Annotated in this window: 18 protein-coding genes; 16 read left to right on the top strand and 2 right to left on the bottom strand. The window is 61.3% G+C overall.

The genetic code is table 11. From position 1 onward, the window contains the following. Positions 1 to 16 precede the first annotated feature (16 nt). Positions 17 to 1,264 (top strand): oxalate decarboxylase family bicupin, encoded by a 1,248-nt coding sequence (locus tag HV670_RS01110; protein WP_175102775.1) that lies wholly within the window; start codon positions 17 to 19, stop codon positions 1,262 to 1,264. A gap of 71 nt (positions 1,265 to 1,335) precedes the next feature. Continuing rightward, the gene (locus HV670_RS01105) at positions 1,336 to 2,526 is read left to right on the top strand and encodes a porin (RefSeq protein WP_175102774.1); all 1,191 of its coding nucleotides are present in this window, start codon (positions 1,336 to 1,338) and stop codon (positions 2,524 to 2,526) included. An 88-nt stretch (positions 2,527 to 2,614) separates the two neighbouring features. Here HV670_RS01105 and HV670_RS01100 read toward each other — a convergent pair whose 3' ends face one another. Continuing rightward, on the bottom strand, positions 2,615 to 4,048 hold the full coding sequence (locus HV670_RS01100) for an ArnT family glycosyltransferase (protein WP_175102773.1): 1,434 nt from the start codon (positions 4,046 to 4,048) through the stop codon (positions 2,615 to 2,617). Positions 4,049 to 4,263: 215 nt separating this feature from the next. Here HV670_RS01100 and HV670_RS01095 point away from each other — a divergent pair, with 215 nt between their 5' ends. The 11 genes from HV670_RS01095 (at position 4,264) to HV670_RS01045 (ending at position 18,140) form a co-directional block, all read left to right on the top strand. Then, the gene (locus HV670_RS01095; protein ID WP_246256859.1) at positions 4,264 to 5,235 is read left to right on the top strand and encodes a glycosyltransferase family 2 protein; all 972 of its coding nucleotides are present in this window, start codon (positions 4,264 to 4,266) and stop codon (positions 5,233 to 5,235) included. 1 nt (position 5,236) lies between these two features. After that, positions 5,237 to 5,623, top strand: a complete 387-nt coding sequence (locus HV670_RS01090) for a GtrA family protein (RefSeq protein ID WP_175102772.1) — start codon at positions 5,237 to 5,239, stop codon at positions 5,621 to 5,623. A 443-nt stretch (positions 5,624 to 6,066) separates the two neighbouring features. After that, positions 6,067 to 7,332, top strand: a complete 1,266-nt coding sequence (gene oxlT / locus HV670_RS01085; protein ID WP_175102990.1) for an oxalate/formate MFS antiporter — start codon at positions 6,067 to 6,069, stop codon at positions 7,330 to 7,332. Positions 7,333 to 7,688: 356 nt separating this feature from the next. Beyond that, complete coding sequence (locus HV670_RS01080; protein ID WP_175102771.1) at positions 7,689 to 8,075, top strand: response regulator transcription factor; 387 nt, start codon at positions 7,689 to 7,691, stop codon at positions 8,073 to 8,075. Between the two features lie 171 nt (positions 8,076 to 8,246). Beyond that, a complete protein-coding gene (locus HV670_RS01075; protein ID WP_175102770.1) occupies positions 8,247 to 8,645 on the top strand; it encodes a hypothetical protein in 399 nt (132 codons plus the stop codon). Positions 8,646 to 8,779: 134 nt separating this feature from the next. After that, positions 8,780 to 9,937 carry an efflux RND transporter periplasmic adaptor subunit gene (locus tag HV670_RS01070; RefSeq protein WP_246256904.1) on the top strand — a complete coding sequence of 386 codons (1,158 nt, stop codon included), beginning with the start codon at positions 8,780 to 8,782 and terminating at the stop codon, positions 9,935 to 9,937. 13 nt (positions 9,938 to 9,950) lie between these two features. Continuing rightward, the gene (locus HV670_RS01065; protein ID WP_175102769.1) at positions 9,951 to 13,187 is read left to right on the top strand and encodes an efflux RND transporter permease subunit; all 3,237 of its coding nucleotides are present in this window, start codon (positions 9,951 to 9,953) and stop codon (positions 13,185 to 13,187) included. A gap of 1 nt (position 13,188) precedes the next feature. Continuing rightward, on the top strand, positions 13,189 to 14,679 hold the full coding sequence (locus HV670_RS01060) for an efflux transporter outer membrane subunit (protein ID WP_175102768.1): 1,491 nt from the start codon (positions 13,189 to 13,191) through the stop codon (positions 14,677 to 14,679). After that, on the top strand, positions 14,676 to 15,944 hold the full coding sequence (locus HV670_RS01055; protein WP_175102767.1) for a paraquat-inducible protein A: 1,269 nt from the start codon (positions 14,676 to 14,678) through the stop codon (positions 15,942 to 15,944). Before HV670_RS01060 ends, HV670_RS01055 begins: the two co-directional genes overlap by 4 nt. Beyond that, entirely contained in the window at positions 15,919 to 17,556 is a 1,638-nt protein-coding gene (locus HV670_RS01050; protein WP_175102766.1) for a PqiB family protein, read from the top strand. Before HV670_RS01055 ends, HV670_RS01050 begins: the two co-directional genes overlap by 26 nt. A gap of 26 nt (positions 17,557 to 17,582) precedes the next feature. After that, on the top strand, positions 17,583 to 18,140 hold the full coding sequence (locus HV670_RS01045; RefSeq protein ID WP_343054281.1) for a PqiC family protein: 558 nt from the start codon (positions 17,583 to 17,585) through the stop codon (positions 18,138 to 18,140). A 167-nt stretch (positions 18,141 to 18,307) separates the two neighbouring features. Here the strand turns inward: HV670_RS01045 and dgoD are convergent, their stop codons facing one another. Then, positions 18,308 to 19,456, bottom strand: a complete 1,149-nt coding sequence (gene dgoD / locus HV670_RS01040) for a galactonate dehydratase (RefSeq protein WP_175102765.1) — start codon at positions 19,454 to 19,456, stop codon at positions 18,308 to 18,310. Positions 19,457 to 20,033: 577 nt separating this feature from the next. Between dgoD and HV670_RS01035 the strand changes: the two genes are divergently transcribed. The 3 genes from HV670_RS01035 to HV670_RS01025 all read left to right on the top strand — a co-directional run bounded on the left by HV670_RS01035 (position 20,034) and on the right by HV670_RS01025 (position 23,487). After that, positions 20,034 to 21,368 (top strand): ABC transporter substrate-binding protein, encoded by a 1,335-nt coding sequence (locus tag HV670_RS01035; RefSeq protein WP_175102764.1) that lies wholly within the window; start codon positions 20,034 to 20,036, stop codon positions 21,366 to 21,368. 200 nt (positions 21,369 to 21,568) lie between these two features. Further along, a complete protein-coding gene (locus tag HV670_RS01030) occupies positions 21,569 to 22,474 on the top strand; it encodes a carbohydrate ABC transporter permease (RefSeq protein WP_246256900.1) in 906 nt (301 codons plus the stop codon). Positions 22,475 to 22,602: 128 nt separating this feature from the next. After that, a complete protein-coding gene (locus HV670_RS01025) occupies positions 22,603 to 23,487 on the top strand; it encodes a carbohydrate ABC transporter permease (RefSeq protein ID WP_175102987.1) in 885 nt (294 codons plus the stop codon). Positions 23,488 to 23,598: the final 111 nt, after the last annotated feature.

Genomic DNA, 23,598 nt, shown 5'->3' with positions numbered 1-23,598 from the left:
ATAGCAGGAGACATGTATGACCAGCCTGTCACGACGTAAGATGCTTGTTGGCGCTGCCAGTGCAGCCGCTGCCGCGGGAGTCGCGGTCACCGCGAAGGCGGCCTCGTTCGGCAATCCGGACCGCCCGCCCGAGGGAGCGATCAACGCAAAGAGCGTGACCGATCCCGGGCCACAGAACCCCACGCTGGCGAATCAATTTCCGTCGTTCCAGGATCCACCCGCGACCGACATCAACGGCATGCCGATCTTCTGGTCGTCGTTCAACAACGCGCACAAGCGTATTCAGGACGGCGGCTGGGCGCGCGAAGTCACGCAGCTTGACTTCTATATTTCCGAAGACATTGCGGGCGTGAACATGCGCCTGAACGCGGGCGGCATTCGCGAATTGCATTGGCATCAGCAAGCGGAGTGGGCCTTCATGGTCGATGGAAACTGCCGCATCACGACGCTCGACAACGAAGGGCGTGCGTCCGTGGAGGATGTGAAAACGGGCGACATCTGGTACTTCCCGCCGGGCTTGCCGCATTCGCTGCAAGGACTCGGTCCGAACGGTGCGGAGTTCGTCCTCGCATTCGACAATGGCAAATCGACGGAATTCAACACGCTGATGTTGACGGACTGGATCGCCCATACCCCGCCGGAGGTGCTTGCCAAGAATTTCGGCGTGCCTGCCGAGTCCTTCAAGAACATTCCGGTCGACAATCTGTGGATTTTCCAAGGCGAGGTACCGGGTCCTCTAGCGGCAGACCAACGGGAGACGCTCTCGCCGAAGGGGGCACCTTCGCATCCGTTCATCTTCAGGATGAGCGACATGAAGCCCAACGTGAAGACCGCCGGCGGACAGGTACAGATCGTCGACAGCAAGAACTTCAACGTTTCCAAGACGGTTGCCGCCGCACTGGTAACGGTGAAGCCGGGCGGCATGCGTGAGTTGCACTGGCATCCGAATGCCGATGAATGGCAATACTACGTCAAGGGCCAAGCCCGCATGACCGTGTTCGATACCGGCCCAAAGGCTCAGACAGCCGATTTCAATCCGGGCGACGTCGGATATGTGAAGAAGAGCCTCGGGCACTATGTTGAGAACACCGGGAAAACGGACCTGGTGTTCCTCGAGATCTTCAAGGCGGACGAGTATGCGGAAGTCTCGCTGTCCGAGTGGTTGGCTCATACGCCGGCGAAAATGGTGATGCAGCACCTGAACATTTCGGAAGACGTCATTGCGAAATTCGCGAAAGTCCGGCCTGACGTCGTGCCCACCTGATCATTAAAGCAACAGGGGTCCGCTCCCATCCGCGAGGCCCCTTAAATTTTTGATCATTTCTGGCACCTCCAATGAAGAAAGCTCTGTTGACCGTGGTACTGACGGGTATTGTTGTTTCGACTGCCGCGCACGCGCAAAGCAGCGTAACGTTGTATGGCCTCATCGATGCGGGACTCACGTATGTGTCGAACCAAAAGGAAGCAGGTTCGAGCGCCGGGCACAGCAAATTCGCGCTGACCGACGCCAGCATCAACCCCGACCGTTTTGGTCTGCGTGGTTCAGAAGACCTGGGCGGTGGCCTCAAGGCCATCTTCACATTGGAAAACGGCTTCACCCTCACCAATGGCGCCCTTGGCCAGCACGGTCTGCTGTTCGGTCGGCAGGCGTTCGTCGGTCTGTCAAGCGACCAGGTCGGTACGGTGACGCTTGGCCGTCAATATGATTCGATGGTCGACTACCTGGCACCGTTGGCGGGCGCCGGTGCCCCCAAGGGCGGCGTATTCTTCGGGCACCCGTACGACAATGACAACCTGCAGAATACGATGCGGATCAACAATGCGATCAAGTACGCGAGCCCGGACTACAACGGTTGGAGCTTCGGCGGCCTGTACGGCTTCTCGAACGCGGCCGGAAGCTTTTCCAACAACCGGGCCTATAGCTTCGGTACTTCGTATGACAACGGTCCATTTCGTTTCGCGGCGGCGTACCTGCAGCTGAACAACGGTGGTACCGCCACCAATCTGGCCGGCGCGACAGACTCCATCGTCAATGCGGCCGGCCAGGTGACCGGCAGCGACTCTACGTTCAGCGCCGGTCAGCAACGTACATTCGGTGCGGGTCTGGACTACGTGTTGGGTCCGGCGACGGTCGGCTTTGTGTTCACGGAAACAAAACTGGAAAACGCCATCGGGATCAACAACACCAGCTCCTCGCCGATCTCCCTCGGTCACGCCTCGAGCCTGCGTTTCGACAACTATGAAGTCAACGCGAGCTACACCGTGACGCCGACGGTCAAGGTCATAGGTTCATACACGTTCACGGACGGCGCTTCCAGTCTCTCGGGCGCGTCGGACCCGAAATGGAATCAGTTCAACCTGCTGGTGGACTACGCGCTGTCCAGGCGGACCGATGTGTACGTCGAAGGCCAGTTCCAGAACGTGAGCGGTGGTGGCACGGTGTTTACGGCTGACATCAACGGATTGTCACCGTCGGCCACCAGCAGGCAAGTCGCGGTCACCGCGGGCTTGCGTACCCGCTTCTAAGGCGCAGCGACACACCGGCTGCCCGGACGAGCCTCCCGCTTCGAGCGTTGGCAGACACGGGCAGGTCGAGCGTCGGCCGTGCCTCACATCAATGTAGTCCGAAGCGGTTCGTGGCTTGACCTGCGGCTGTGCATGCGCGACCGCTGCAGAGTAAGTAGAAGGTTTCCCTGCCAAGCCGTTCGGTCATCGCGATTGCCGTGCCCGGCTTTCCCGGCTCGCGAGTCAATATCCAACCGTCGCGCGGATCCCTGGGCAACCAGGTCAGCGGAGCGGACGGCCACCTCAACGCGTCGACATTACCGGCGATGGACAGCCCCACGCTGGACGGGTCATCCGTGTAGATAGGATCCTGGCCAGCAATGGCTGCGACGTCCTTTGCGACGGCCGCGGCGTTACCCCGATACTTCGTCTGGTAGAAGGGGAAGCCCACCATAGCCACGTATTTGAGCGCTATGACACCGGCAATGAAGCAGACCGCAATGCGCACGGACGGAGCACTCATGCGCGCCAGCCGACCCGCTAGGTAGTACGCGATAAACGGATAGAGCGGCAGGATGTAGCGAATGCTGCTTTGCGGCGCGAGCCAGTAGGGCAGGAAGTTGAGCAGCGCCGCGCACGTAATCGTCCCATCCCAGCGGCAGGCCCCCTCACGGGCCGCTGCGCGGTCACGAATGGCGCCGTAGGCGACGACGGCCGTAACAGGCAGGAAGCGGCAGAACGTTTCGACCGGGAATGCCACGATCTGCTTCAACCATGCACGCGGATCCGCCGGCAAGAGCTTGTTGATGATGTCGGCCGTCATGGCGCCGCCGTCGCGGCCAGCAATGCCACGCCCGCCACCCCCATTGAAATGGAACCAGACGAGCGGAGCTGCGATCGCCACGGCGTAGCACAAGAGTGCAAAGGGCTTGAGGAGGGTGGCGCGCGACTCGCGATGCCGGACAAAAACGACCAGCCAGGTCGCGGCCACGAACACGTAAGCAGTGAGCGCCTTGGTCAGGAAAGCGGCCGTCACGAGCGCGGCAGCGAGCGCCAGTGGGGCCGCTTTCTCGCATCGAGCCGCGAGCAGAACGCAGCCCATCGCGCCAAAGGTGAGCAGGGCGAAAAGTGGGTCCGAATACGCAAGCCACCCGTGGTAGAGCAGGGCATCCGAGCTCAGGAAGACCAGCACGGCCAGCGCGGCATGACGAGTCGTTGCACCGATGCCGCGAGCGAACCCAAGGAGCGCGGCAGCTGTCAGGACGGTTGCGCCGGCGGCGACAAGCCGGCTGGCCACAAGAACATGCTCGGGGCCAAGCACCATTGCAATCGGAAGGATGACCCAATTCAGAAACGGTGGGCGTCCGTAGGCACCGCCATAGAGGAGAGGGTTCGACCAGAAGTGACCGTGCCACATTTCCAGCGTGGAAATCGTGTAGACGCCTTCTTCCCCGACATATGGAAAAAACAGACTCGGTACGAAGCTCAAAACCGCAGCCACTACTAGCCAGCGCCATAACGTCGGCGTCTCCCCGTGCTTCATTGTTACCTTCCTTCTGCGCCGGCCAGCAGACCCGGCAATCTAGTAGAATCGGTGCCCGCGCCGCGCGCGGCGGCCCGGAGTTTAGCACCATTCCGAGTTGGAAAAAGATGCGCGAAACAGGGGCGCATACAGATGATTCGGTGCGTCGACGGGGACGTATTGACGGAAAGCGAAGCATGCCAAATAACATCGACCAGACCACATCCAGACCGCTCTTGACCCTCATCGCGCCGGCATACAACGAGCAGGAGGTGTTGCCTGATTTTCATCGGCGGGTTGTCGCGGTCCTGGATCAAATGGACGTGCCGGCGGAAATCCTCTACGTGAACGACGGCAGTACAGATTCAACACTGTCCATCATGCGGCAACTGCTGGCGGATGATCGGCGCGTGAGCCTCATCGACCTGTCGCGCAACTTCGGCAAAGAGATTGCCATGACGGCCGGCCTTGACCACGCCCGAGGCGATGCAGTCGTGGTCATCGATACGGATTTGCAGGATCCGCCCGAGCTGATTCCCGAACTGGTGCGCTTATGGAAGGCCGGTCACGACGTTGTATACGCCCAGCGCGAGACTCGGGAAGGGGAGTCGTGGCTCAAGAAGGCGACCGCGCATTGCTTTTATCGAGTCATCGACAAGCTTACGAATGTTCGTATCCCGCGCGACACCGGAGACTTTCGCCTTTTGTCGCGCCGTGCGGTCGACGCACTGCGGCCGCTGCGCGAGCAGCATCGATTCATGAAAGGCCTGTTCGCCTGGATTGGCTTCACGCAAATCGCTGTTCCTTACCGTCGGGACGAACGCTATGCGGGCAAGACGAAATGGAATTACTGGAAGCTCTGGAATTTCGCTCTTGAAGGCATTACATCGTTTACCACGGCCCCGCTCCGGTATGCGACCTACCTGGGCCTGTGTACCTCGTTGCTGGCGTTCTCATACGGCGCTTTCGTGTTCTGGAAGGCAGTTGTCTATGGCGATGCCGTGCGCGGATATCCATCGCTCATGATCGTGATGCTGTTTCTTGGCGGCGTGCAGCTCATGACGCTGGGTGTTATTGGCGAATATGTCGGACGCACGTTTAACGAAACCAAGCGCCGGCCGCTGTACTACACCAATCAAGTCAGTCTCTCGATGCTAGCCGGCGCGGCGCGGGCCGAAGCCGCGACGCTGCTCCCCACACCCGACTAATATGCAGCGGCAGCTTGTTTGCTTCGGGATTGCCGGCGTTGCCGGTTTTCTGATCGATGCCGGCGTGCTCTATCTGGCGCTGTGGATTGGCTGTGGCTTTTTCGCCGGCCGCGCGGTGTCGTTTCTCTGCGCCGTTTGGGTGACGTGGCGAATCAACCGACGGTACGCCTTCGCCGCGGATCGTAGCGAATCGGTCTGGTCGGAGTGGTGGAAGTATCTGGCTGCGATGTCGGCGGGCGGGACGGTCAACTATGTGGCGTACGGTGCCATCGTGTTCAGCCTTCAGGGCAGGGCATACCTGCCCATCGTTTCTGTCGCAATCGGGTCCGTCGCCGGCATGGTCGTCAACTATATGACGGCGAGGCTTTGGGTCTTCCGATCGCGTTGATAGTACGCGCGCTGACTGGCGCCGGTTCCAGGATGCGTGCATCACGGCGGAACATGCATCGTGTCGCGCGCACCGACAAAGGGCGACCGCACCATCTTGCTTCGCTTTCACGAAGCCTGCGATGACATCGGCAGACCGGCCTGCTCAAGTGCCGATGACTATTCCGCACCAACCGTTCTGGATTGAAAGTCCACCTGGCTTGGCACGATTCTCGCTAATGTCCCCCGGCTCGTATAGATAGGGTGGCAACCATGGCTTGCTTACATTGACTGGGGTTCGAGCAACCGGCGCCCGTTCGTCGCGCTGCTGCCGCGATCCTTTGATGTCGGCCAAGCCGTGCGCTGTCGCGCTGACGGTGTAGACGAGGTAGGCCGGTTCACGAGTCGGCACGCAATTCGAAACGGAGAAACACAATGGACATGCTGACACAGACCCCAGACGGAATGGTGGCGCACACAACGGCTCACGCAGTGCCGGCCGCCATGCGCAGCCGCTGGCTTCAGCTCGGCCTGGGCCTCATTTGCATGATGACCATTTCGAGTCCGCAATATGTGTGGACTCTGATGACGAAGCCGCTCATGGCGCAATTCGGCATTGCGCTGCCCGAGCTGCAAGTCACCTTCTCCCTGCTGGTGCTGCTGCAGGCTTTCTTTTCGCCGTTCCAGGGCGCGCTGATCAATCGCTTTGGGCCGCGCGTGCTGATTTCGATCGGCACGGTGCTCTCCGGCCTGAGCTGGGTGCTCGCATCGTATGCGCACAGCACGACGATGCTGTACCTCACGTACGGCTGCATTGGCGGCCTCGGTACGGGTATCGTCTACGTCGGTGTCGTGGGCCTCATGGTCCGCTGGTTTCCTGATCGACGCGGTTTCGCCGCTGGCGTAGCTGCCGCAGGCTATGGCATGGGCGCCATTCTGACCACCTTCCCGATTTCGGCGTCGTTGGTTTCGCGCGGCTTGGATTCGACCTTGTGGCTGTACGGGGTCGTCTTCATCGTGGTCGGGTTCGTCGCATCGCAGGGTCTGCGCCTGCCGCCGGCGGCTGTGGACGGCGCCACGGCCAGTGCCAAGGCAAGCACTTCGAAGCGCGAGTACCGGCCGGCCGAGATGCTGAAGCAGCCGCTGTTCTGGTTGATGTTCCTGATGATGACGATGATGTCCACCTCCGGGTTGATGATCACTTCGCAGATGGCGACCTTCGCGACCGATTTCGGCGTCAGCAAGGTCATGGTGTTCGGGCTCGCCGCGTTGCCTCTGGCGCTGACGATCGACCGTTTTACCAACGGCCTGACACGTCCGCTGTTCGGTTGGGTATCGGACCGCCTGGGGCGCGAAAACACGATGGGGTTCGCCTTTGCACTGGAGGGCGTCGCCATGACGCTCTGGCTGTTGACACGCCATGACGCCATGCTGTTCGTGCTCCTGTCCGGTGTCGTGTTCTTCGGCTGGGGCGAGATCTTCTCGCTGTTCCCGTCGACACTAACCGACACCTTTGGTGCCCGATATGCAACGGCGAACTACGGCTGGCTCTACCTCTCGTTCGGGATCGGCTCGGTCTTCGGCGGTCCGCTTGCCGCACTGCTGCATCAGCACACTCAGAGCTGGCTGCCGGTATTCGCCTGTGCGATCGGGCTGGATATCGCCACCGCCGCGCTTGCGATGTTTGTCTTGAAGCCGAGGCGCGCCCGGTTTGTCAGCGCCCTGCGCTGAACGGCCTGCGGGAAGGGATATCGCGGGCGGTGACCTCGGTATCGCCGCGGTCCACTCCGAGCGCGAAGCCTTCCCGACCTAGGATCTCTTGGTTGACGCGATCGTTGAGCAGCGCCTGCTTAATTTGACCGTTCGTGCCCTGAACGTCGGTCGCGTCAACTGCCAGCCCCCCGAATCGCCTGGAACGCGACCCCACACCTCGCGCTGTGGAGCGCTCGCTTCACCTGCACTCACCCTCACGGACGGTCCGCCTACACACAGGACCAAGGTCCAATAGCGGCAATTTCTCCTGACCCTTAGTCTATCGAAAGAGCGAGTGCAATCCCGCTGCACGCGCGAACTCCGGACTACCGGCAATGGGAAAACTCCAACCATTCGTTGTGGTCGTCGATGACGATGAATCGGTGAGCCGGGCGGTCAAGAGACTCTTACGCTCAATCGGGATCACTGCGGAAACGTTCGCCAGCGGTGATGCCTTTCTCGACACTTTGTCGTCGATCCCGTCATATCGCCCCGACTGCGTCATCCTCGACGTGCAAATGCCCGGGCTCAATGGACTGGAAGTCCAGCGGCGCCTGGCCGGTAGTGGTACGCCAATCATTTTCATCACCGCTTACGACGACGTCGGTCTGCGCGAGCAGGCGCTCGCCGGCGGTGCCGTAGCGTGGCTGCGCAAGCCGTTTCAGGACGATTTATTTGCCCGGACTGTGCGTGCCGCCCTGGAAAGAAAGCAGCCGTCGTAGCTGGCGTGTTCGCGCCGAGCCGGTATTGGACCAAAGGCCAATTGTCACGACGCAGCCCGGCATCCAATATTGATCCTATGAAGGCCGTGTGGGAAGCACATCGCGCGGCTCGATGAGTCATCGCATCGGGGACGGAGCCATCGCAAGAAGCAAGAATCAGGAGAAGCGGCGATGAAAAAGCACTACCTTCTTGCGGCGTTTGCGTTGGCTTCATGCCTCGCCTCGGCCACGCTGCAGGCGGCCGACTTCGACGGCAGCAAGCCATTGATCTGCGCCACGATCGATGCGCACGACTGCGACCCCGGCCTGACCTGCCAGCGTTCGCTGCCGGCCGAGCTGGGTGCGCCGCAATTCCTTCGCATCGACTTTGCGAAGAAGACCATAGCCGGGCCACAACGCACCACACCCATTCACTTCATGGATAACAGCCCGGCGGAGATTCTCATGCAGGGCGTCGAATTCGGCTTTGCCTGGACGATCGTGATCGACAAGGCTTCGGGTGAACTCACCATGACACTTCTTAGCAGTGAGGACGCCCTGGTGCTCTTTGGGAGCTGCACCCCCCTGTAGCGACAAGCGGTGATCCAATGAAACGTGCAAGCGTGGATGTTCACATGAAACAGTTGCCGCAGTTACGCGATGACCTCAATGCGATGCCCGCGCCGCGCGACGTGCCTCGCTGGCTTTTCGCCATGTGCGCATTGATGCCGGTGTGCGTCGCCTGCAACAAGCCGGCTGCACTACCCGCGCCACCGCCCATGGAAGTCACCGTGATGCAGATCACGCAACGTGACACGCCCGTCGAATTTGAATTTACCGCACAAACGCAAAGTTCCCGGGAAGTCGAGATTCGCGCGCGAGTCGATGGCTTTCTCGACCGCCGCGTCTATACCGAAGGTCAAATGGTCCACGTCGGGCAGACGCTCTTTCTAATGGACCCCAAGCCGTTCGAAGCCGCACTGCAGACCGCGAAGGGTGAACTCGCGCAGCAGCAGGCACGGCTCGGCGTGACCAAGGAAAACCTGGCGCGCGTGATTCCGCTTGTCGCACAGAATGCAGTGAGTCAGAAAGATCTCGACGACGCGAGGGGCAGGGAGAAGGAGGCGGAAGCGGCAGTGATTGCGGCGAAAGGGCAGGTGCAGGTCGCGCAGCTGAATCTCAGCTATACGACGATCAAGTCACCGCTCAAGGGCCTGTCGAGCTTCGCTCGACAGCAGGACGGCAGCTATGTGACTGCGTCCGCAACGGGATGGCTCACGTCGATCTACCAACTCGATCCCATGTGGGTCAATTTCAGCATCTCGGAAAACGAGATGCTCGGGTATCGCGACCAGGTCAACAAAGGTCGATTGCGCTTCCCCGCGAACAATGACTTCGAGGTCACGCTCGTGCTCGCCGACGGCACGGTGTTTCCCTCCCGCGGTCGCATCAATTTCGCCAATCCGGCCTTCAGTTCGGAAACCGGCACGTTCCTCGTGCGCGCCGTGTTCGCGAATCCGGACGATAGCCTGCGGCCGGGCCAGTTCGTGCGCGCGCGTGTTGCCGGTGCGGTGCGCGTGAACGCGATCCTCGTGCCGCAACGGGCCGTTCTGCAGGGCGCCAAGAGTCACTTCGTGTGGGTCGTCGACAACAACTCGAAGGCACACCAGCGCGTCGTCGAAACAGGGGAGTGGCACGGCGACGACTGGTTCATCACCCAGGGCTTGCAAGCGGGAGAGCGGATTGTCGTCGACGGTTCCCTTCGTGTTGTCGCCGACACACCGCTGAAGATCGTGGGGGCGGCGGCGCCGCGCCCCGTTTCCGAACCGACGCCGGGCGGGACGGCTCCTGCGTCCGGTTCGTCCAACGTCGCGGCGAATTGAACAGGCGAGCGACATGAGCCTCTCCCGTTACTGTATCGACCGTCCGATCTTCGCAACGGTCATTTCGATCGTGATCACGCTAGGCGGCGCCGTCGCGATGTTGAATCTGCCGATCGCGCAGTATCCGGACATCACGCCACCGCAGATCACGATCTCCGCCACCTATCCGGGTGCGAGCGCCGACGTGGTAGCCAACAACGTCGCCGCGCCGATCGAGCAGCAGGTGAACGGCGCGGACAACATGATCTACATGAACTCGTCGAGTTCATCGACGGGCAATCTGACAGTCAACGCGTTCTTCCAGATCGGCACCAATCCGGAACTCGCACAGGTGGATGTGCAGAACCGTGTCAATCTCGCTTTGCCGCAGTTACCTTCGTCGGTGCAGGCGCAGGGTATCCAGGTGCAGAAGAAGTCGTCGGCGTTCATGATGGTGATTGCGATCTATTCGCCCACCAACCGCTACGATGCAACCTATATCGCGAACTACGCGAACATCTATGTGCTCGATGCACTCAAGCGTGTGCCTGGAGCGAATCAGTCGAGCATCTTCGGCACGCCGGACTACGCGATGCGGATCTGGCTCAAGCCCGATCGCATGGCGCAACTGGGGATCACGGCGGGCGACGTGCAAAGGGTCGTCGCCAATCAGAACCAGCAGTTCGCTGTCGGTCGCATCGGGCAGTCGCCAACCGGTTCGCCGGTCGAGCAATCCTTCGCGGTGACGACGACAGGGCGGCTCAGCGAGCCGGCCGAATTCGAGGACATTATTGTTCGCGCAGCCAGCGGCGGCGCGGCCATCGTGCGCCTCAAGGACGTTGGCCGAGCCGAGCTCGGGCAGAAGGACTACTCGATTCGCAGCCGTTTTCAAGGCAAGCCGGCAACGGTGCTCGCCGTCTATCAGCAGCCGGGCGCGAACGCACTCGATGTGTCCAAGCAGGTGCGCGCGACACTCGAAGAAATGAAGAAATCGTTTCCTGAAGGGCTCGAGTACAGCATCGCAATGGACACGACGGAGTTCACGCGTGTGTCGATCTCGGATGTCGTGCACACATTTTTCGAAGCGCTCGTGCTGGTCGTGATCGTGGTATTCGTGTTCCTGCAGAGCCTGCGCGCGACGCTGATTCCGGTGCTGGCGGTACCGGTATCGATCATGGGCACGTTCATGGGCATGCTCGCGCTCGGCTTCTCGATCAACATGTTGACGTTGTTCGGGATGGTGCTCGCGATCGGCATCGTGGTGGACGATGCGATCGTGGTGATCGAGAACGTCGAGCGGAACATGAATGTCCACAAGCTGAGTCCGGCTGACGCCGCCCGGCGCGCAATGGATGAAGTGTCGGGCCCGGTTATCGCGATCGTGCTCGTCTTGTGCGCCGTATTTGTACCGGTCGCGTTTCTCGGCGGCATCACGGGCCAACTGTACAAGCAGTTCGCCATTACGATCGCGATTTCAGTGGTCCTCTCGGGCGTCGTCGCGCTCACGCTTTCGCCGGCGCTGGCGGCCTTGCTGCTCAAGCCAGGGCATCATGAAAAGCGCGGCTTCTTCCGATGGTTCGACAAGAAATTCGAGGGCATGACACACGGCTACACGAACGCGGTCAAGCTCGTGATCAAGCGGTTTGTGATCGCACTCTTCCTGTTTGCCGGCATGATCGCACTCGCAGTCATGATGATGCGCACGATACCGACATCGTTCCTGCCTCCCGAAGATCAGGGCTACCTGCTCGGCGCGATCATCATGCCCGATGCCGCGAGTCTCGATCGAACAGGTGACGTGTCGAAAGAGGTCACCGACTACTTCATGAAGCAGGAAGCGGTAGGCAGCGTGACGATCGTCGATGGCTACAGCCTGCTCGACAGTCAGAACAAGAACAACGCGAGCACGTTCTTTATCGGCTTCAAGAGTTTCGATGAACGCTACAAGTGGGCCAACATCAGAACGCAGAATGCGCGGGCGGTGTTGATCGATGCGTACCGGCACCTGTCGACGGTAAAGGAGGGGATCATCCTGCCGGTCAATCCGCCGTCGATTCCGGGGCTTGGGACGACGGGCGGCACCGAGATGTGGATTCAGAGCAAGGGCGATGCGACCACCGCGCAGCTGGCCGACGTGGTGCAGAGATTCCAGGCCGAGGCGGCCAAGCGCCCCGAACTCGCGCGTGTGACTTCGACTTTCAATGCCTCGTCCCAGCAGTTGCTTGTCAACGTCGATCGGGACAAATCCGAAACACTCGGCGTGCCGATCGAGGAAGTGTATAGCGCGATGCAGACGATGTTCGGTTCGCTGTACGTCTCGCAGTTCAACCGTTCGAGCCGGCTCTGGCAGGTCATCCTGCAGGCGGAGCCGACTTACCGGCTCGCCCCGAAGGACCTCGACCAGATTTTCGTGCGCAGCAGGACGGGCAGCATGGTGCCGCTGAAAGCCGTGGTCACGTCGCGCTTCGTCACCGGGCCCGATCTCGTCACGCGCTTCAACAACTTTCCGGCTGTGAAGATCACGGCCAATGGCGCGCCTGGCTATAGCTCCGGTCAGGTCATCACGGCGCTCGAAGAAGCGGCCACGCAGGTCATGCCCCAGGACTATGGCATCGGGTGGAGCGGTGAGGCCTATGAGGCGCGGCAGTCCGGTGGTACCTCGGGGCTGGTGTTTGTCTTCGGGCTCGTGATGGTCTTCCTCATTCTCGCCGCGCAATATGAGAAGTGGAGTCTGCCGGTGGGGGTGTTGATGGCAGTGCCCTTCGCGCTCTTTGGCGCGCTGCTCGCGATCATGCTGCGCGGGCTGGAAAACGACGTGTACTTCCAGATCGGTCTGACGATGCTGGTTGCGCTGGCTGCGAAGAATGCGATCCTGATCTTCGAGTTTGCGGTGTTGAACCGTGAGTCGGGCCAGTCGGTGTACGACTCGGCCGTCACGGCGGCGACTGAGCGGCTACGACCGATCGTGATGACGTCGCTCGCGTTCATCCTTGGTTGCGTCCCGCTTGCCATCGCCACCGGGGCCTCGGCGAACAGCCGGCATTCGATCGGCACGGGCGTGATCGGCGGGATGCTCGGCGCGACGGTGATTGCCGTGTTCTTCATCCCGATGTTCTTCTATGTGCTCGAGTCGATGTCCGAACGCACCGGCGGCAAGAAGACGCCAGGGCCGACCACCGGCGGACCGGCAGGCGGCGAACCGGCAGCCGTTGCGCAGCCGGGGCCGGGCGGACCGACGGTCAAGCCGTCCGCGCCGCATGAGGATTCATGACATGCGCGCCCCGGTCCGCCACTTGCCCCTGGTCGCCATCCTGCTTGTGACAGCCGGGCTTGGCGGTTGTCTGCTCGGTCCCGACTATGTGCGGCCGAGCGTTGCCACGCCCGCAACCTACCGGTTCGCAGCCGACGAATTGAACGATGTCGCCAATACCGCCTGGTGGGAGCAGTTCCAGGACCCCGTACTGAACGATCTCATAGCCGCCGCGCTCGCCAACAACTGGGATGTGAAGATCGCCGCGGCTCGCATCGACCAGTTTCTGGGTCAATTCGATACGACACGCTCGTTGTTGTTTCCGCAGGTCGGTGCCGGGTTCGACGCCTCGCGCCAGCGTGTGTCAGGGGTTGGCCTGATCCGGCCGCCGGCCGTGAGTGGGGCGGTGTTCAACGACTTCCAGTTATCGCTGTCGGCCGCGTGGGAGATCGACCTGTTCGGCAAGTTGCGGCGCCAAACGGAATCCGCCCGTGCGAGCCTGTTGGCGAGCGAGGAGGGCCGTCGCGCGACGATCATGTCACTGGTTGCCTCGGTGGCTTCGTCGTACATCAATCTGCGCGATCTTGACCAGCAACTCTCGATCGCCAAGGCGACGACGCAGAGTCGCGCGGGTTCGGTGGAAGTGTTCCAGGCACGGTTCTCGGGTGGCGACGTGTCACAGATGGAACTCGCGCAGAGCCAGTCGGAATATGAAGCGTCGCTCGCGACGATTCCGCAGATCGAGACACAGATCGCCCAGCAGGAAGATGCGCTTTCAGTACTGCTCGGCCGCAACCCCGGGCCTATTTTGCGTGGACGTGAATTGACGGAACTGGCCGTGCCTGAAGTGCCGATGGCGTTGCCATCCGATCTGCTCGAGCGACGCCCCGATCTTCGCGAGGCCGAACAGAACCTGGTCGCCGCCAATGCACTGATCGGCGCTGCGCGCGCACTGTACTTTCCCACGATATCGCTGACGGGTCTCCTGGGCACGGAGAGCAGCCAGCTCTCGAAGCTGTTTACCGGGCCGGCGCGGATCTGGTCGTATGCCGGCTCGCTCACCGTGCCAATCTTTACCGCGGGCAATATCAGCGGCCAGGTGCGGCAGGCGGAAGCGCAACAGCAACAGGCGCTGCTCCAGTACCAGCAGGCGATTCAAGTGGCATTTCAGGAGGTCGCCGATGCGCTGATCGCGCTGCAGAAGTCGCGTGAGCAACTCGTGATCCAGGGACGTCAGGTGGACGCGTTGCGCACGTATTCACGGCTCGCGAGGCTGCGCTACGAAGGCGGGTACACAAGCTATATCGAGGTACTGGACGCCGAGCGCAGCCTGTTCAACGCGCAATTGAGCTACACGCAGACCAACGGCGTGGTGTTCAGCTCGCTGATCGGTTTGTATAAGGCGATGGGGGGCGGTTGGGTGATCGAGGCCGAGCACATGACCGCTCCCGTGGCTCAGCAAGGCGCTTCGGGACCCCAGGCCGGCACCGCGGTCACGGAGCAGCCGCGATGAACGCCAGCATGCCTCTCGTCGCCTGCCACGAATGCGATCTGCTGCAATATGAAGTGCCACTGTCACCCGGTGGGGTGCTGCGCTGTCGCCGATGCCGGGCGGAGCTCGGTCGCGCGCATCCGGATGGCGTTGACCGCCCGTTGGCCTTGACGTTTGCATCGATGGTGCTTTTCGTGATCGGCAATGTGTTTCCGATCGTTGGCCTCGCTGTCAACGGCGATCTGGTCCAGACGACTTTGCTGGGCGCTGTCCGTGTGTTGTACAGGGACGGCATGTGGCCACTCGCGGGGCTCGTGTTCGTGACGACGTTCCTGATGCCACTGCTGCAGATGGCAGCCATGATCCATCTACTGGTTCCACTCCAGCTCCGCCGGCTGCCGTACCGGTATGACATCTTCGTTCGCCTACTGCATCTGGCGCGGCCATGGGGCATGACTGAGGTCCTGATTCTCGGCATGTTGGTGGCGCTTGTGAAGCTGGCTCACATAGCGAGCGTGGTCCCGGGCGTGGCGCTCTGGTCGTTTGGAGCACTCATGCTGCTGCTTGCCGCAGCCAGTGCGGCATTCGATCCACGCGCGCTCTGGCAGCGTGTGGAAGCCGCTCATCGTGGCGCGGCGAATACCGGTGAGTTGGCGGCGCCGTCTGTGCGAACAGCGATGCGTTACGGGCTGCTCAGCTGCCACAGTTGCGGGTTGCTCGTGAAGTCGGGCACGCATCATGACGATGCGCGCTGCCCTCGGTGCGGGGCCGGACTTCACGTGCGCAAGCCGGAGAGCTTGGCGCGCACGTGGGCGTTCCTGATTGCTGCGATGGTGCTCTACATTCCCGCAAATGTGTTGCCGGTCATGAATACCAGTTCATTGTTCGGCACGGAAAAGGACACGATTCTCAGTGGCGTTGTCTACCTGTGGACTTCCGGATCCTGGCTCCTTGCGGTCGTAGTGTTTATCGCGAGTATTGCCGTTCCGATGCTCAAGATCATCGCGCTCATTTTCCTCGTCATCACCACGCAACGGCGCTCGGTGTCGCTCTTGCAGGGAAGAACACGGATCTATCGGGTGGTGGAGTTTGTCGGACGCTGGTCGATGCTCGATATCTACGTCATCACCATTCTCGTTGCACTCGTGCAATTCAATGCGCTCGCGACTATTCAGGCTGGCCCGGCCGCTATTGCATTTGGCGCGGTGGTGGTGCTGACGATGTGCGCAGCGATGTCGTTCGACCCACGCCTGATCTGGGATGCGACGGAGGTCGATCGTGCCTGAACCCACGGGCGAGCCCGGGTCGTCCGACATGCCCGACGCCGTCACCACGCCGCGCTCGCGCTGGCGGGTGCAGATCGTGTGGCTGGTGCCGCTCATTGCGGTTCTGATCGGCGGCTGGCTGGCCGTGAAGGCCGTCATGGAGCAGGGGCCGACGATCACGATCACCTTCCAGACCGGCGAGGGCCTCGAGGCGGGCAAGACCAAGATCAAATTCAAGGACGTGGACATCGGCGTTGTGAAGAGCGTCACCCTGTCGAGCAACCATCGCGCTGTTCTCGCTACCGCCGAACTTTCCAAGGACGTATCGACGCTGCTGGTGGACGACACGCGTTTCTGGGTTGTGCGGCCCCGCATCTCCGGGGGTACCGTGTCTGGCATTGGTACCTTGCTTTCGGGATCCTTTATCGGCATGGACGTGGGAAGCTCCACGAAGTCCCGGCACGACTACATCGGCCTGGAATCTCCTCCTGTCTTTGCAAGCGGGGTGCCGGGCCGCGAGTTCATATTGAAGGGGGAAGACATGGGCTCGCTCGATGTCGGCTCCCCCATCTATTACAGACGGCTGCAGGTGGGGCAGGTCACGTCATACCGGCTCGATGACAATGGGAAGGGCGTGACGATGCATGTCTTTGTCAATGCACCCTACGACAAGTACGTGAAGGCGGATACACGCTTCTGGAAGGCCAGCGGCATCGATGTGTCGCTCGATGCGACGGGTGTGAAGGTGAACACGGAATCGCTGGTGGCCATCCTCATCGGTGGCCTCGCGTTCCAGACGCCAGACGAGACGGCCGACCAGCCGGAGAGCGCCGCGCACACCGAATTTGAACTGTTCTCCGATCGGGTGGAGGCGATGAAGCGCCACGACACCATCGTCGATACCTATGTCATGAACTTCAAGGAGTCCGTCCGCGGATTGACAGTCGGTGCGACGGTCGATTTTCGCGGCATCGGTGTGGGCGAGGTGGCCGCGATCAACACACGGTTTGATCCCGTTACCAGGCAATTCAGCATTCCGGTCACGATTCGTCTTTACCCGGAGCGATTTACCTCACGCTATGCGGCAGGTGAGTCTGGCGGCAGGGTGACGAAGGACCCGCAAGGACTCGCCCAATGGCTCGTCGACCGCGGCCTGCGCGGACAGTTGCGCACGGGAAATCTTTTGACTGGCCAGCTCTATATCGCGTTTGATTTTTTCCCTGATTCGGCAAAAGCAAAGATGGACTGGAGCAAGAATCCGCCTGAATTGCCGACTGTGCCAGGCGGCTTCCAATCGCTGCAGGAGTCGGTCACCAGTCTCGTGGCAAAACTGAACAAGATCCCGTTCGAGGAGATCGGCAAGGACGCGCACCAGACGCTGCTCGACGCGAACAAACTGATCAAGCAGCTCGACACGGAAGTCGCTCCGCAGGCGCGGCAGACGCTGGCTGCTGCGAAAACCGCGCTCGATGCGGCAAATGCCGCACTGCAACCCGATTCCGCGCTTCAGACCAATACCGCGGATGCGATGCGGGAGATGGCACGCACTGCGGCTGCTTTCCGCACGCTGGCGGATTATCTCGAACGTCATCCTGAAGCACTGATCAGCGGCAAGGCGGAGGAAAAGAAGTGATACGCCCATCCTTACGCCCCGCTATCGTGCTGGTTGTCGCCATGCTCGCCGGTTGCGCTTCACAGAAGTCGGATTTTTATACCTTGAGCGTGGAGGCGCCCTCCGACACTACGCGCTCCACCGAGATGATCAGTGTGGTGGTCGGGGCCGTGACTGTCCCTGAATTGATCGACCGGCCGCAGATCGTGATTCGCGGGGGCGCCAATCAGGTCGATATCGACGAATTCGCCCGTTGGGCGGAGCCACTGAAGAGTCAGATCCCGCGTGTGATAGCCGGAGATCTCGCCTTGGTACTGAACAGCCCGCGGGTGTCCGTCTACCCGATCGCCGGCGATTCGGCCGGGGCCTTTCGGGTGCGCACGGATGTGGAACGTTTTGACGCGGTGCCTGGCGAATCAGTCACGGTCGATGTGATGTGGTCGGTGTCGCCGCCCGGAAAAGGCAGGCCGATATCCGGGCGAACCACCGTGCGCGAGCCGTGTACCGGCCCGGGCTACGGCGCGCTGGTGGCGGCCTGGAGCCGGGCGCTTGCCACGGTAAGCCGCGATATCGCCTCGGCAATCCGCCCGGCGCCGGCGCTCTGAGTGCTGCGGCACAGGCACAATCGCCGAATTGCGCGCGCAGTGAGTCGTCCACCTTGACGAGCGGCCCCAGCGGCGCAGCCTCGTTCGCAAACAGCAGCAATCGTTCGACGGTCTCTCCGAGGGTCAGGAAACCACGCTCTCGCCGACCCCCATGCCGCAAACGCCTTTTACCACTCGGCCACCGCTCCGTCCGGATGTCGCCACACCGGGTTGTGCCAGTCCGGCGCATTGCGGCTGCGTTCGAGCACGACTTCCTCGTCGATGTCGACGCCGAGGCCGGGGCCGGTCATCGCATGGATATGGCCTTTGTCGAACTTGAACACGTCCTTGTTGCGGACGTAGTCGTTGACCTCACCACCCTGGTTGTAATGAATTCCCATGCTCTGTTCCTGGAGCACGGCATTGCGCGAGACGAAGTCGACATGCAGGCATGAAGCCAGCGCGATCGGCCCGAGCGGGCAGTGCGGCGCGAGCGCGATATCGTAGGCTTCGGCCATCGAGGCGATCTTGACGCACTCCGTGATGCCGCCGGCATGCGAGAGGTCCGGCTGCACGATCGACAAGCCGCCCTGCGCGAAAACACGCTTGAACTCGAAGCGCGAGAACATCCGCTCGCCCGCGGCGATCGGAATGAAGGTGCGCTCGGCAAGTCGCGGGTAGTACTCGGCCTGTTCGGCCAGCACGGGCTCTTCGATGAACAGGGGGCGGAACGGTTCGAGTTCCTTGATCAGCACGGGGGCCATCGGTGCCGAGACGCGGCCATGGAAGTCGAGTCCAAAGTCGATGCTGTTACCGAGCGCATCGCGAATCTCGCCGATCTTCTTCACGACGGTATCGACGGCACGCGCCGAGTCGACGATGCCCATTTCCTCGCAGCCGTTCATCTTGAAGGTGTCGAAGCCGACGGCCATGAGCTTTTTCATCTGCTCGACGATATCGCTCGGTCGGTCACCGCCGACCCAGCTATAGGTCTTCATCTTGTCGCGCACGAGACCGCCGAGCAACTGGTAGACCGGCACGCCGAGTGCCTTGCCCTTGATGTCCCAGAGCGCCTGGTCGATACCGGCGATCGCGCTCATCAGGATCGGGCCGCCGCGATAGAAATTCGAGCGGTACAGCGTCTGCCAGATATCGTTGATGCGCGACGGGTCTTGCCCAATCAGCGACTCGCCCATTTCGACGACGGCCGTCTCGACGGTGCGCGCGCGGCCTTCGATCACGGGTTCGCCCCAGCCGACGATGCCCTCATCGGTTTCGATCTTGAGGAACATCCAGCGCGGCGGCAGGCGGTAAGTGGTCAGCTTGGTGATTTTCATGGCGTTTCGGTCAGGTTTCGGTCTGGCGGTCCGGCAGGTTTTTGCGCGTGGCAGCCGTGCACAAGGCAAACCCAAGGCAAACCCCAGGGCAAACCCCGATGCGCGTTCCGGGCGTTCAGTATGCCTTTTTTAGTGCTCTCCGACGAACCGCGGCGAGGTGTCCCAAAAGGCGGGCAACTCGTCTTGCCCCGCCTCGCCGATGAGACGGCGCCAAGTCCCATCTCCAATCCTCAAGCCCTACCCATCGAAGAAATAATGGGCTGCTGCATTGCAGCACCCCGGCGCCTTGTCCTAACCGCCGACGGTGAATTGCTCACTCAACGAGCACATATCAAAAATCTGAACTAGAACTAATAAGGATTTCCGCGGTGTTCGACCGGCAAACGCGTTTACCCGACCTTGACTTCACCCGATCGATTGTCGATCATTCGATCAATGCAAGATCAAATGATCGATTTTGGCCCGCATTGCGGGCGTTGGATCATGCGTCGGAATTTCTTGTTCGATTTTCCCGCCAACACGCAGCACCTTATCCGGCACCGCAGTTCAACAAGCCGGCACACTCAGGAGACGCAACATGAAATACTTTTCCCGGCCGTGGCAGGCCCTGATCCCGGCAGCCTGCGCAACGCTCGCCTGCACGGCGTTCAATGCCCAGGCCGCCACGACGGTCACCATCGCAACGCTGAACAACCCGGACATGATCGAGCTCAAGAAGATCTCGGCCGACGGTTTCGAAAAGCAGAATCCGGATATCAAGCTGAACTGGGTGATCCTTGAGGAAAACGTGTTGCGTCAGCGTGCGACAACCGACATCACGACCAACAGCGGTCAGTTCGACGTGATGATGATCGGCACGTATGAAGCGCCGCAGTGGGGCAAGCGCGGCTGGCTCGCGCCGATGACGAACCTGTCTGCAAACTACGATCTCGACGACGTCGTGAAGAGTGCGCGCGACGGCCTGTCGTATAACGGCACGCTCTTTGCGCTGCCGTTCTATGTCGAAAGCTCGATGACCTACTACCGCAAGGACCTCTTCGCGGCCAAGGGCCTGAAGATGCCCGATGCACCGACCTATGACCAGATCAAGGACTTTGCCGACAAGCTGACCGACAAGGCCAACGGCCAGTATGGGATCTGCCTGCGCGGCAAGGCAGGCTGGGGCGAGAACATGGCGTACGTGACGACGCTCGTCAACGCGTTCGGCGGCCGCTGGTTCGACGAGAAGTGGAATGCGCAACTGACCTCGCCGGAATGGAAGAAGGCGGTCAACTTCTACGTCGACCTGTTGAAGAAGGACGGCCCGCCGGGAGCGAGCTCGAACGGCTTCAACGAAAACCTGACGCTGATGTCGGGCGGAAAGTGCGCGATGTGGATCGATGCGACGGTTGCCGCCGGCATGCTCTATAACAAGAAGGACTCGAAGATCGCCGATACGGTTGGCTTCGCAGCCGCACCGACACAAGTGACGGCGAAGGGTTCGCATTGGCTGTGGTCGTGGGCGCTCGCGATTCCGAAGACGTCGAAGTCGCCGGATGCCGCGAAGAAGTTCATCGAATGGGCGACGTCGAAGGAATACATCGCTCTTGTCGCGAAGGATGAAGGCTGGGCATCGGTGCCCCCGGGCACGCGTAAGTCGACCTACACCAATCCCGAATACCAGGCTGCTGCGCCGTTCGCGAGCTTTGTGCTGAAGGCGATCGAAACCGCCAACCCGAACGATCCGTCCGCACAGAAGGTGCCGTACACGGGCGTGCAGTTCGTCGGTATTCCGGAGTTCCAGTCGTTCGGCACGGTGGTCGGTCAATCGATCTCCGGTGCGGTGGCAGGCCAGATGGCGGTCGACCAGGCACTGGCCGCAGGTCAGGCAACGGCGAACCGCGCCGTCAAGCAAGCGGGCTATCAGAAGTAAGCTGGACGGTGAGCTGAGCAAAGCCGGCAAGAAAAGCAGGCTCAGCAGGCCCGAAAGCCGGAAGTACAGGAGCAAGGGAGCCGGGCATCGGACGATCCGATGCCCGGCGCTCGGTGGACGCGCTGGTGCGGTCCGCCTTCAGGAGACGAAGCAAAATGCCAAATCCGATCTCGCGTCGCGCAGCGCTCGCCACCGGTCCGATGGTGGTCGACGCCGCGGCCCTCACCCCCCCCAAGGCACGCCGCGCAAGTCGCTGGCTGATGTCGCCCTCGGTATCCTTGCTGTTGATCTGGATGGCGGTGCCGCTCGCGATGACGATCTGGTACTCGCTGTCGAACTACAACCTGCTGAACCCCGATATGAAGGGTTTTGCGGGTATCCAGAATTACCTGTTTCTCGCGGGTGATCCGGCCTTCTGGCCGTCGATCCTCAATACGATGGTCCTGATTGTCTCGGTGCTGCTGATCACCGTGGTTGGCGGCACGCTGATGTCCGTCTTGTTCGACCGACAGTTCCCGGGGCAGGGTGTCGCGCGGCTGCTTGCCATCGCACCGTTCTTCGTGATGCCGACCGTGAGCGCGTTGATCTGGAAGAACATGATCCTGCATCCGGTCTATGGGCTGATCGCGCGGGGCATGATGGCCGTCGGCCTGCAGCCGATCGACTGGTTCGCGCGATTCCCGATGTTCTCGATCATCCTGATCGTCGCCTGGCAATGGCTGCCATTCGCCTTCCTGATTTTGTTCACGGCGATTCAGTCGCTCGACCAAGAGCAGAAGGAAGCGGCCAAGATCGACGGCGCGGGTGCGTTCTCCATGTTCTTCAAGATCACGCTGCCCCATCTGAAACGACCGATCACCGTGGTCGTCATGATGGAGACGATTTTCCTGCTGTCCATCTTCGCGGAAATCTACACGACGACTGGCGGTGGCCCGGGCACGGCAACCACCAACCTCTCGTACCTGATCTACTCGCTCGGCCTCCAGCAGTTCGACATCGGCCTTGCGTCGGCGGGTGGGATCATCGCGGTGGTGCTGGCGAACATCGTGTCGTTCTTCCTCGTGCGGATGCTCGCGCGCAACCTGAAAGGGGAGTATGAATCATGAGCTACTCCGCTCCCGCCAAACCCTCTTCTTCGCCCATCGCGCCGCCCAGTAGTTCCGCGGGTTCCGCGGGTTCCGCGGGCGCGTTCCCAGGCGCGCCTGCTGCGCCGAACGGTCCGCTTGCGAGCACCATGGCGACGCCGGCCACCGCACCCCCAGGCGTGCGCGCAGGCGCCAAGGTGGCCAAGCGCCGCAAGCCCAAGACAAAGATCAAGTTGGCCGACGGCGTGCTGGGGATCTTCGCGTGGATCGTTGCGCTGTTGCTGTTCTTCCCGATCTTCTGGATGGCGATCACCGCATTCAAGTCGGAAGGGCAGGCGTATTCGACCTTGCTGTTCTTCCGGCCCACGCTCGAAAGCTTTGCTGAGGTGTTTGCACGCAGCAACTACTTCGCGTTCGCATGGAACTCGATCCTGATCTCGCTGGGCGTCACCATCCTGTGCCTGATCCTCGCCGTGCCGGCCGCCTACGCGATGGCCTTCTTCCCGACGAAGAAGACGCAGCAGATTCTGCTGTGGATGCTGTCGACGAAGATGATGCCGTCGGTCGGCGTGCTGATTCCGATCTATCTGATCTGGAAGAACGCCGGCTTGCTCGACACGGTCAGCGGTCTGGTCATCGTCTATACGCTGATGAACCTGCCGATCGCGGTATGGATGGCCTACACGTACTTCTGCGAAATTCCGCGCGACATCCTCGAAGCGGGGCGCATCGATGGCGCCGTGACATGGCAGGAGATCGTGTTCCTGCTGCTGCCGATGGCCCTGCCGGGGATCGCCTCGACCGGTCTGCTGCTCGTGATCCTGTCGTGGAACGAGGCGTTCTGGAGCATCAACCTGTCGAGTTCGAACGCCGCGCCGCTCACGGTGTTCATCGCATCGTATTCGAGCCCTGAAGGCTTGTTCTGGGCGAAGCTGTCCGCCGCGTCGCTGCTGGCTGTTGCACCGATCCTGCTAATCGGCTGGATTTCGCAGAAGCAGTTGGTGCGCGGACTGACCTTCGGTGCGGTCAAGTAGACGTTGAAGCCGGCCGGGTTGGATGTTGCGTTCGAAGCCTGGTCGGAAGTGCAAGTGCCGCAATCACCTGCGAGCACCACAGGAAATGCGGGCGAGGCCTGGTTGAACCGG

It is taken from the genome of Pararobbsia alpina (genome assembly GCF_902859895.1).
GTDB lineage: Bacteria > Pseudomonadota > Gammaproteobacteria > Burkholderiales > Burkholderiaceae > Pararobbsia > Pararobbsia alpina.
This window is presented reverse-complemented; position numbering and strand designations above follow the sequence as displayed.

What these genes read in the sequence shown, in the direction of transcription:
- HV670_RS01055 (WP_175102767.1), top strand. Translation starts at nt 14,676, where the DNA reads ATGAACGCCAGCATGCCTCTCGTCGCCTGCCACGAATGCGATCTGCTG.
- HV670_RS01105 (WP_175102774.1), top strand. Translation starts at nt 1,336, where the DNA reads ATGAAGAAAGCTCTGTTGACCGTGGTACTGACGGGTATTGTTGTTTCG.
- HV670_RS01050 (WP_175102766.1), top strand. Translation starts at nt 15,919, where the DNA reads ATGCGACGGAGGTCGATCGTGCCTGAACCCACGGGCGAGCCCGGGTCG.
- HV670_RS01110 (WP_175102775.1), top strand. Translation starts at nt 17, where the DNA reads ATGACCAGCCTGTCACGACGTAAGATGCTTGTTGGCGCTGCCAGTGCA.
- HV670_RS01080 (WP_175102771.1), top strand. Translation starts at nt 7,689, where the DNA reads ATGGGAAAACTCCAACCATTCGTTGTGGTCGTCGATGACGATGAATCG.
- HV670_RS01030 (WP_246256900.1), top strand. Translation starts at nt 21,569, where the DNA reads ATGGTGGTCGACGCCGCGGCCCTCACCCCCCCCAAGGCACGCCGCGCA.
- HV670_RS01070 (WP_246256904.1), top strand. Translation starts at nt 8,780, where the DNA reads ATGCCGGTGTGCGTCGCCTGCAACAAGCCGGCTGCACTACCCGCGCCA.
- oxlT (WP_175102990.1), top strand. Translation starts at nt 6,067, where the DNA reads ATGGTGGCGCACACAACGGCTCACGCAGTGCCGGCCGCCATGCGCAGC.
- HV670_RS01035 (WP_175102764.1), top strand. Translation starts at nt 20,034, where the DNA reads ATGAAATACTTTTCCCGGCCGTGGCAGGCCCTGATCCCGGCAGCCTGC.
- HV670_RS01025 (WP_175102987.1), top strand. Translation starts at nt 22,603, where the DNA reads ATGGCGACGCCGGCCACCGCACCCCCAGGCGTGCGCGCAGGCGCCAAG.
- HV670_RS01090 (WP_175102772.1), top strand. Translation starts at nt 5,237, where the DNA reads ATGCAGCGGCAGCTTGTTTGCTTCGGGATTGCCGGCGTTGCCGGTTTT.
- HV670_RS01100 (WP_175102773.1), bottom strand. Translation starts at nt 4,048, where the DNA reads ATGAAGCACGGGGAGACGCCGACGTTATGGCGCTGGCTAGTAGTGGCT.
- dgoD (WP_175102765.1), bottom strand. Translation starts at nt 19,456, where the DNA reads ATGAAAATCACCAAGCTGACCACTTACCGCCTGCCGCCGCGCTGGATG.
- HV670_RS01075 (WP_175102770.1), top strand. Translation starts at nt 8,247, where the DNA reads ATGAAAAAGCACTACCTTCTTGCGGCGTTTGCGTTGGCTTCATGCCTC.
- HV670_RS01065 (WP_175102769.1), top strand. Translation starts at nt 9,951, where the DNA reads ATGAGCCTCTCCCGTTACTGTATCGACCGTCCGATCTTCGCAACGGTC.
- HV670_RS01060 (WP_175102768.1), top strand. Translation starts at nt 13,189, where the DNA reads ATGCGCGCCCCGGTCCGCCACTTGCCCCTGGTCGCCATCCTGCTTGTG.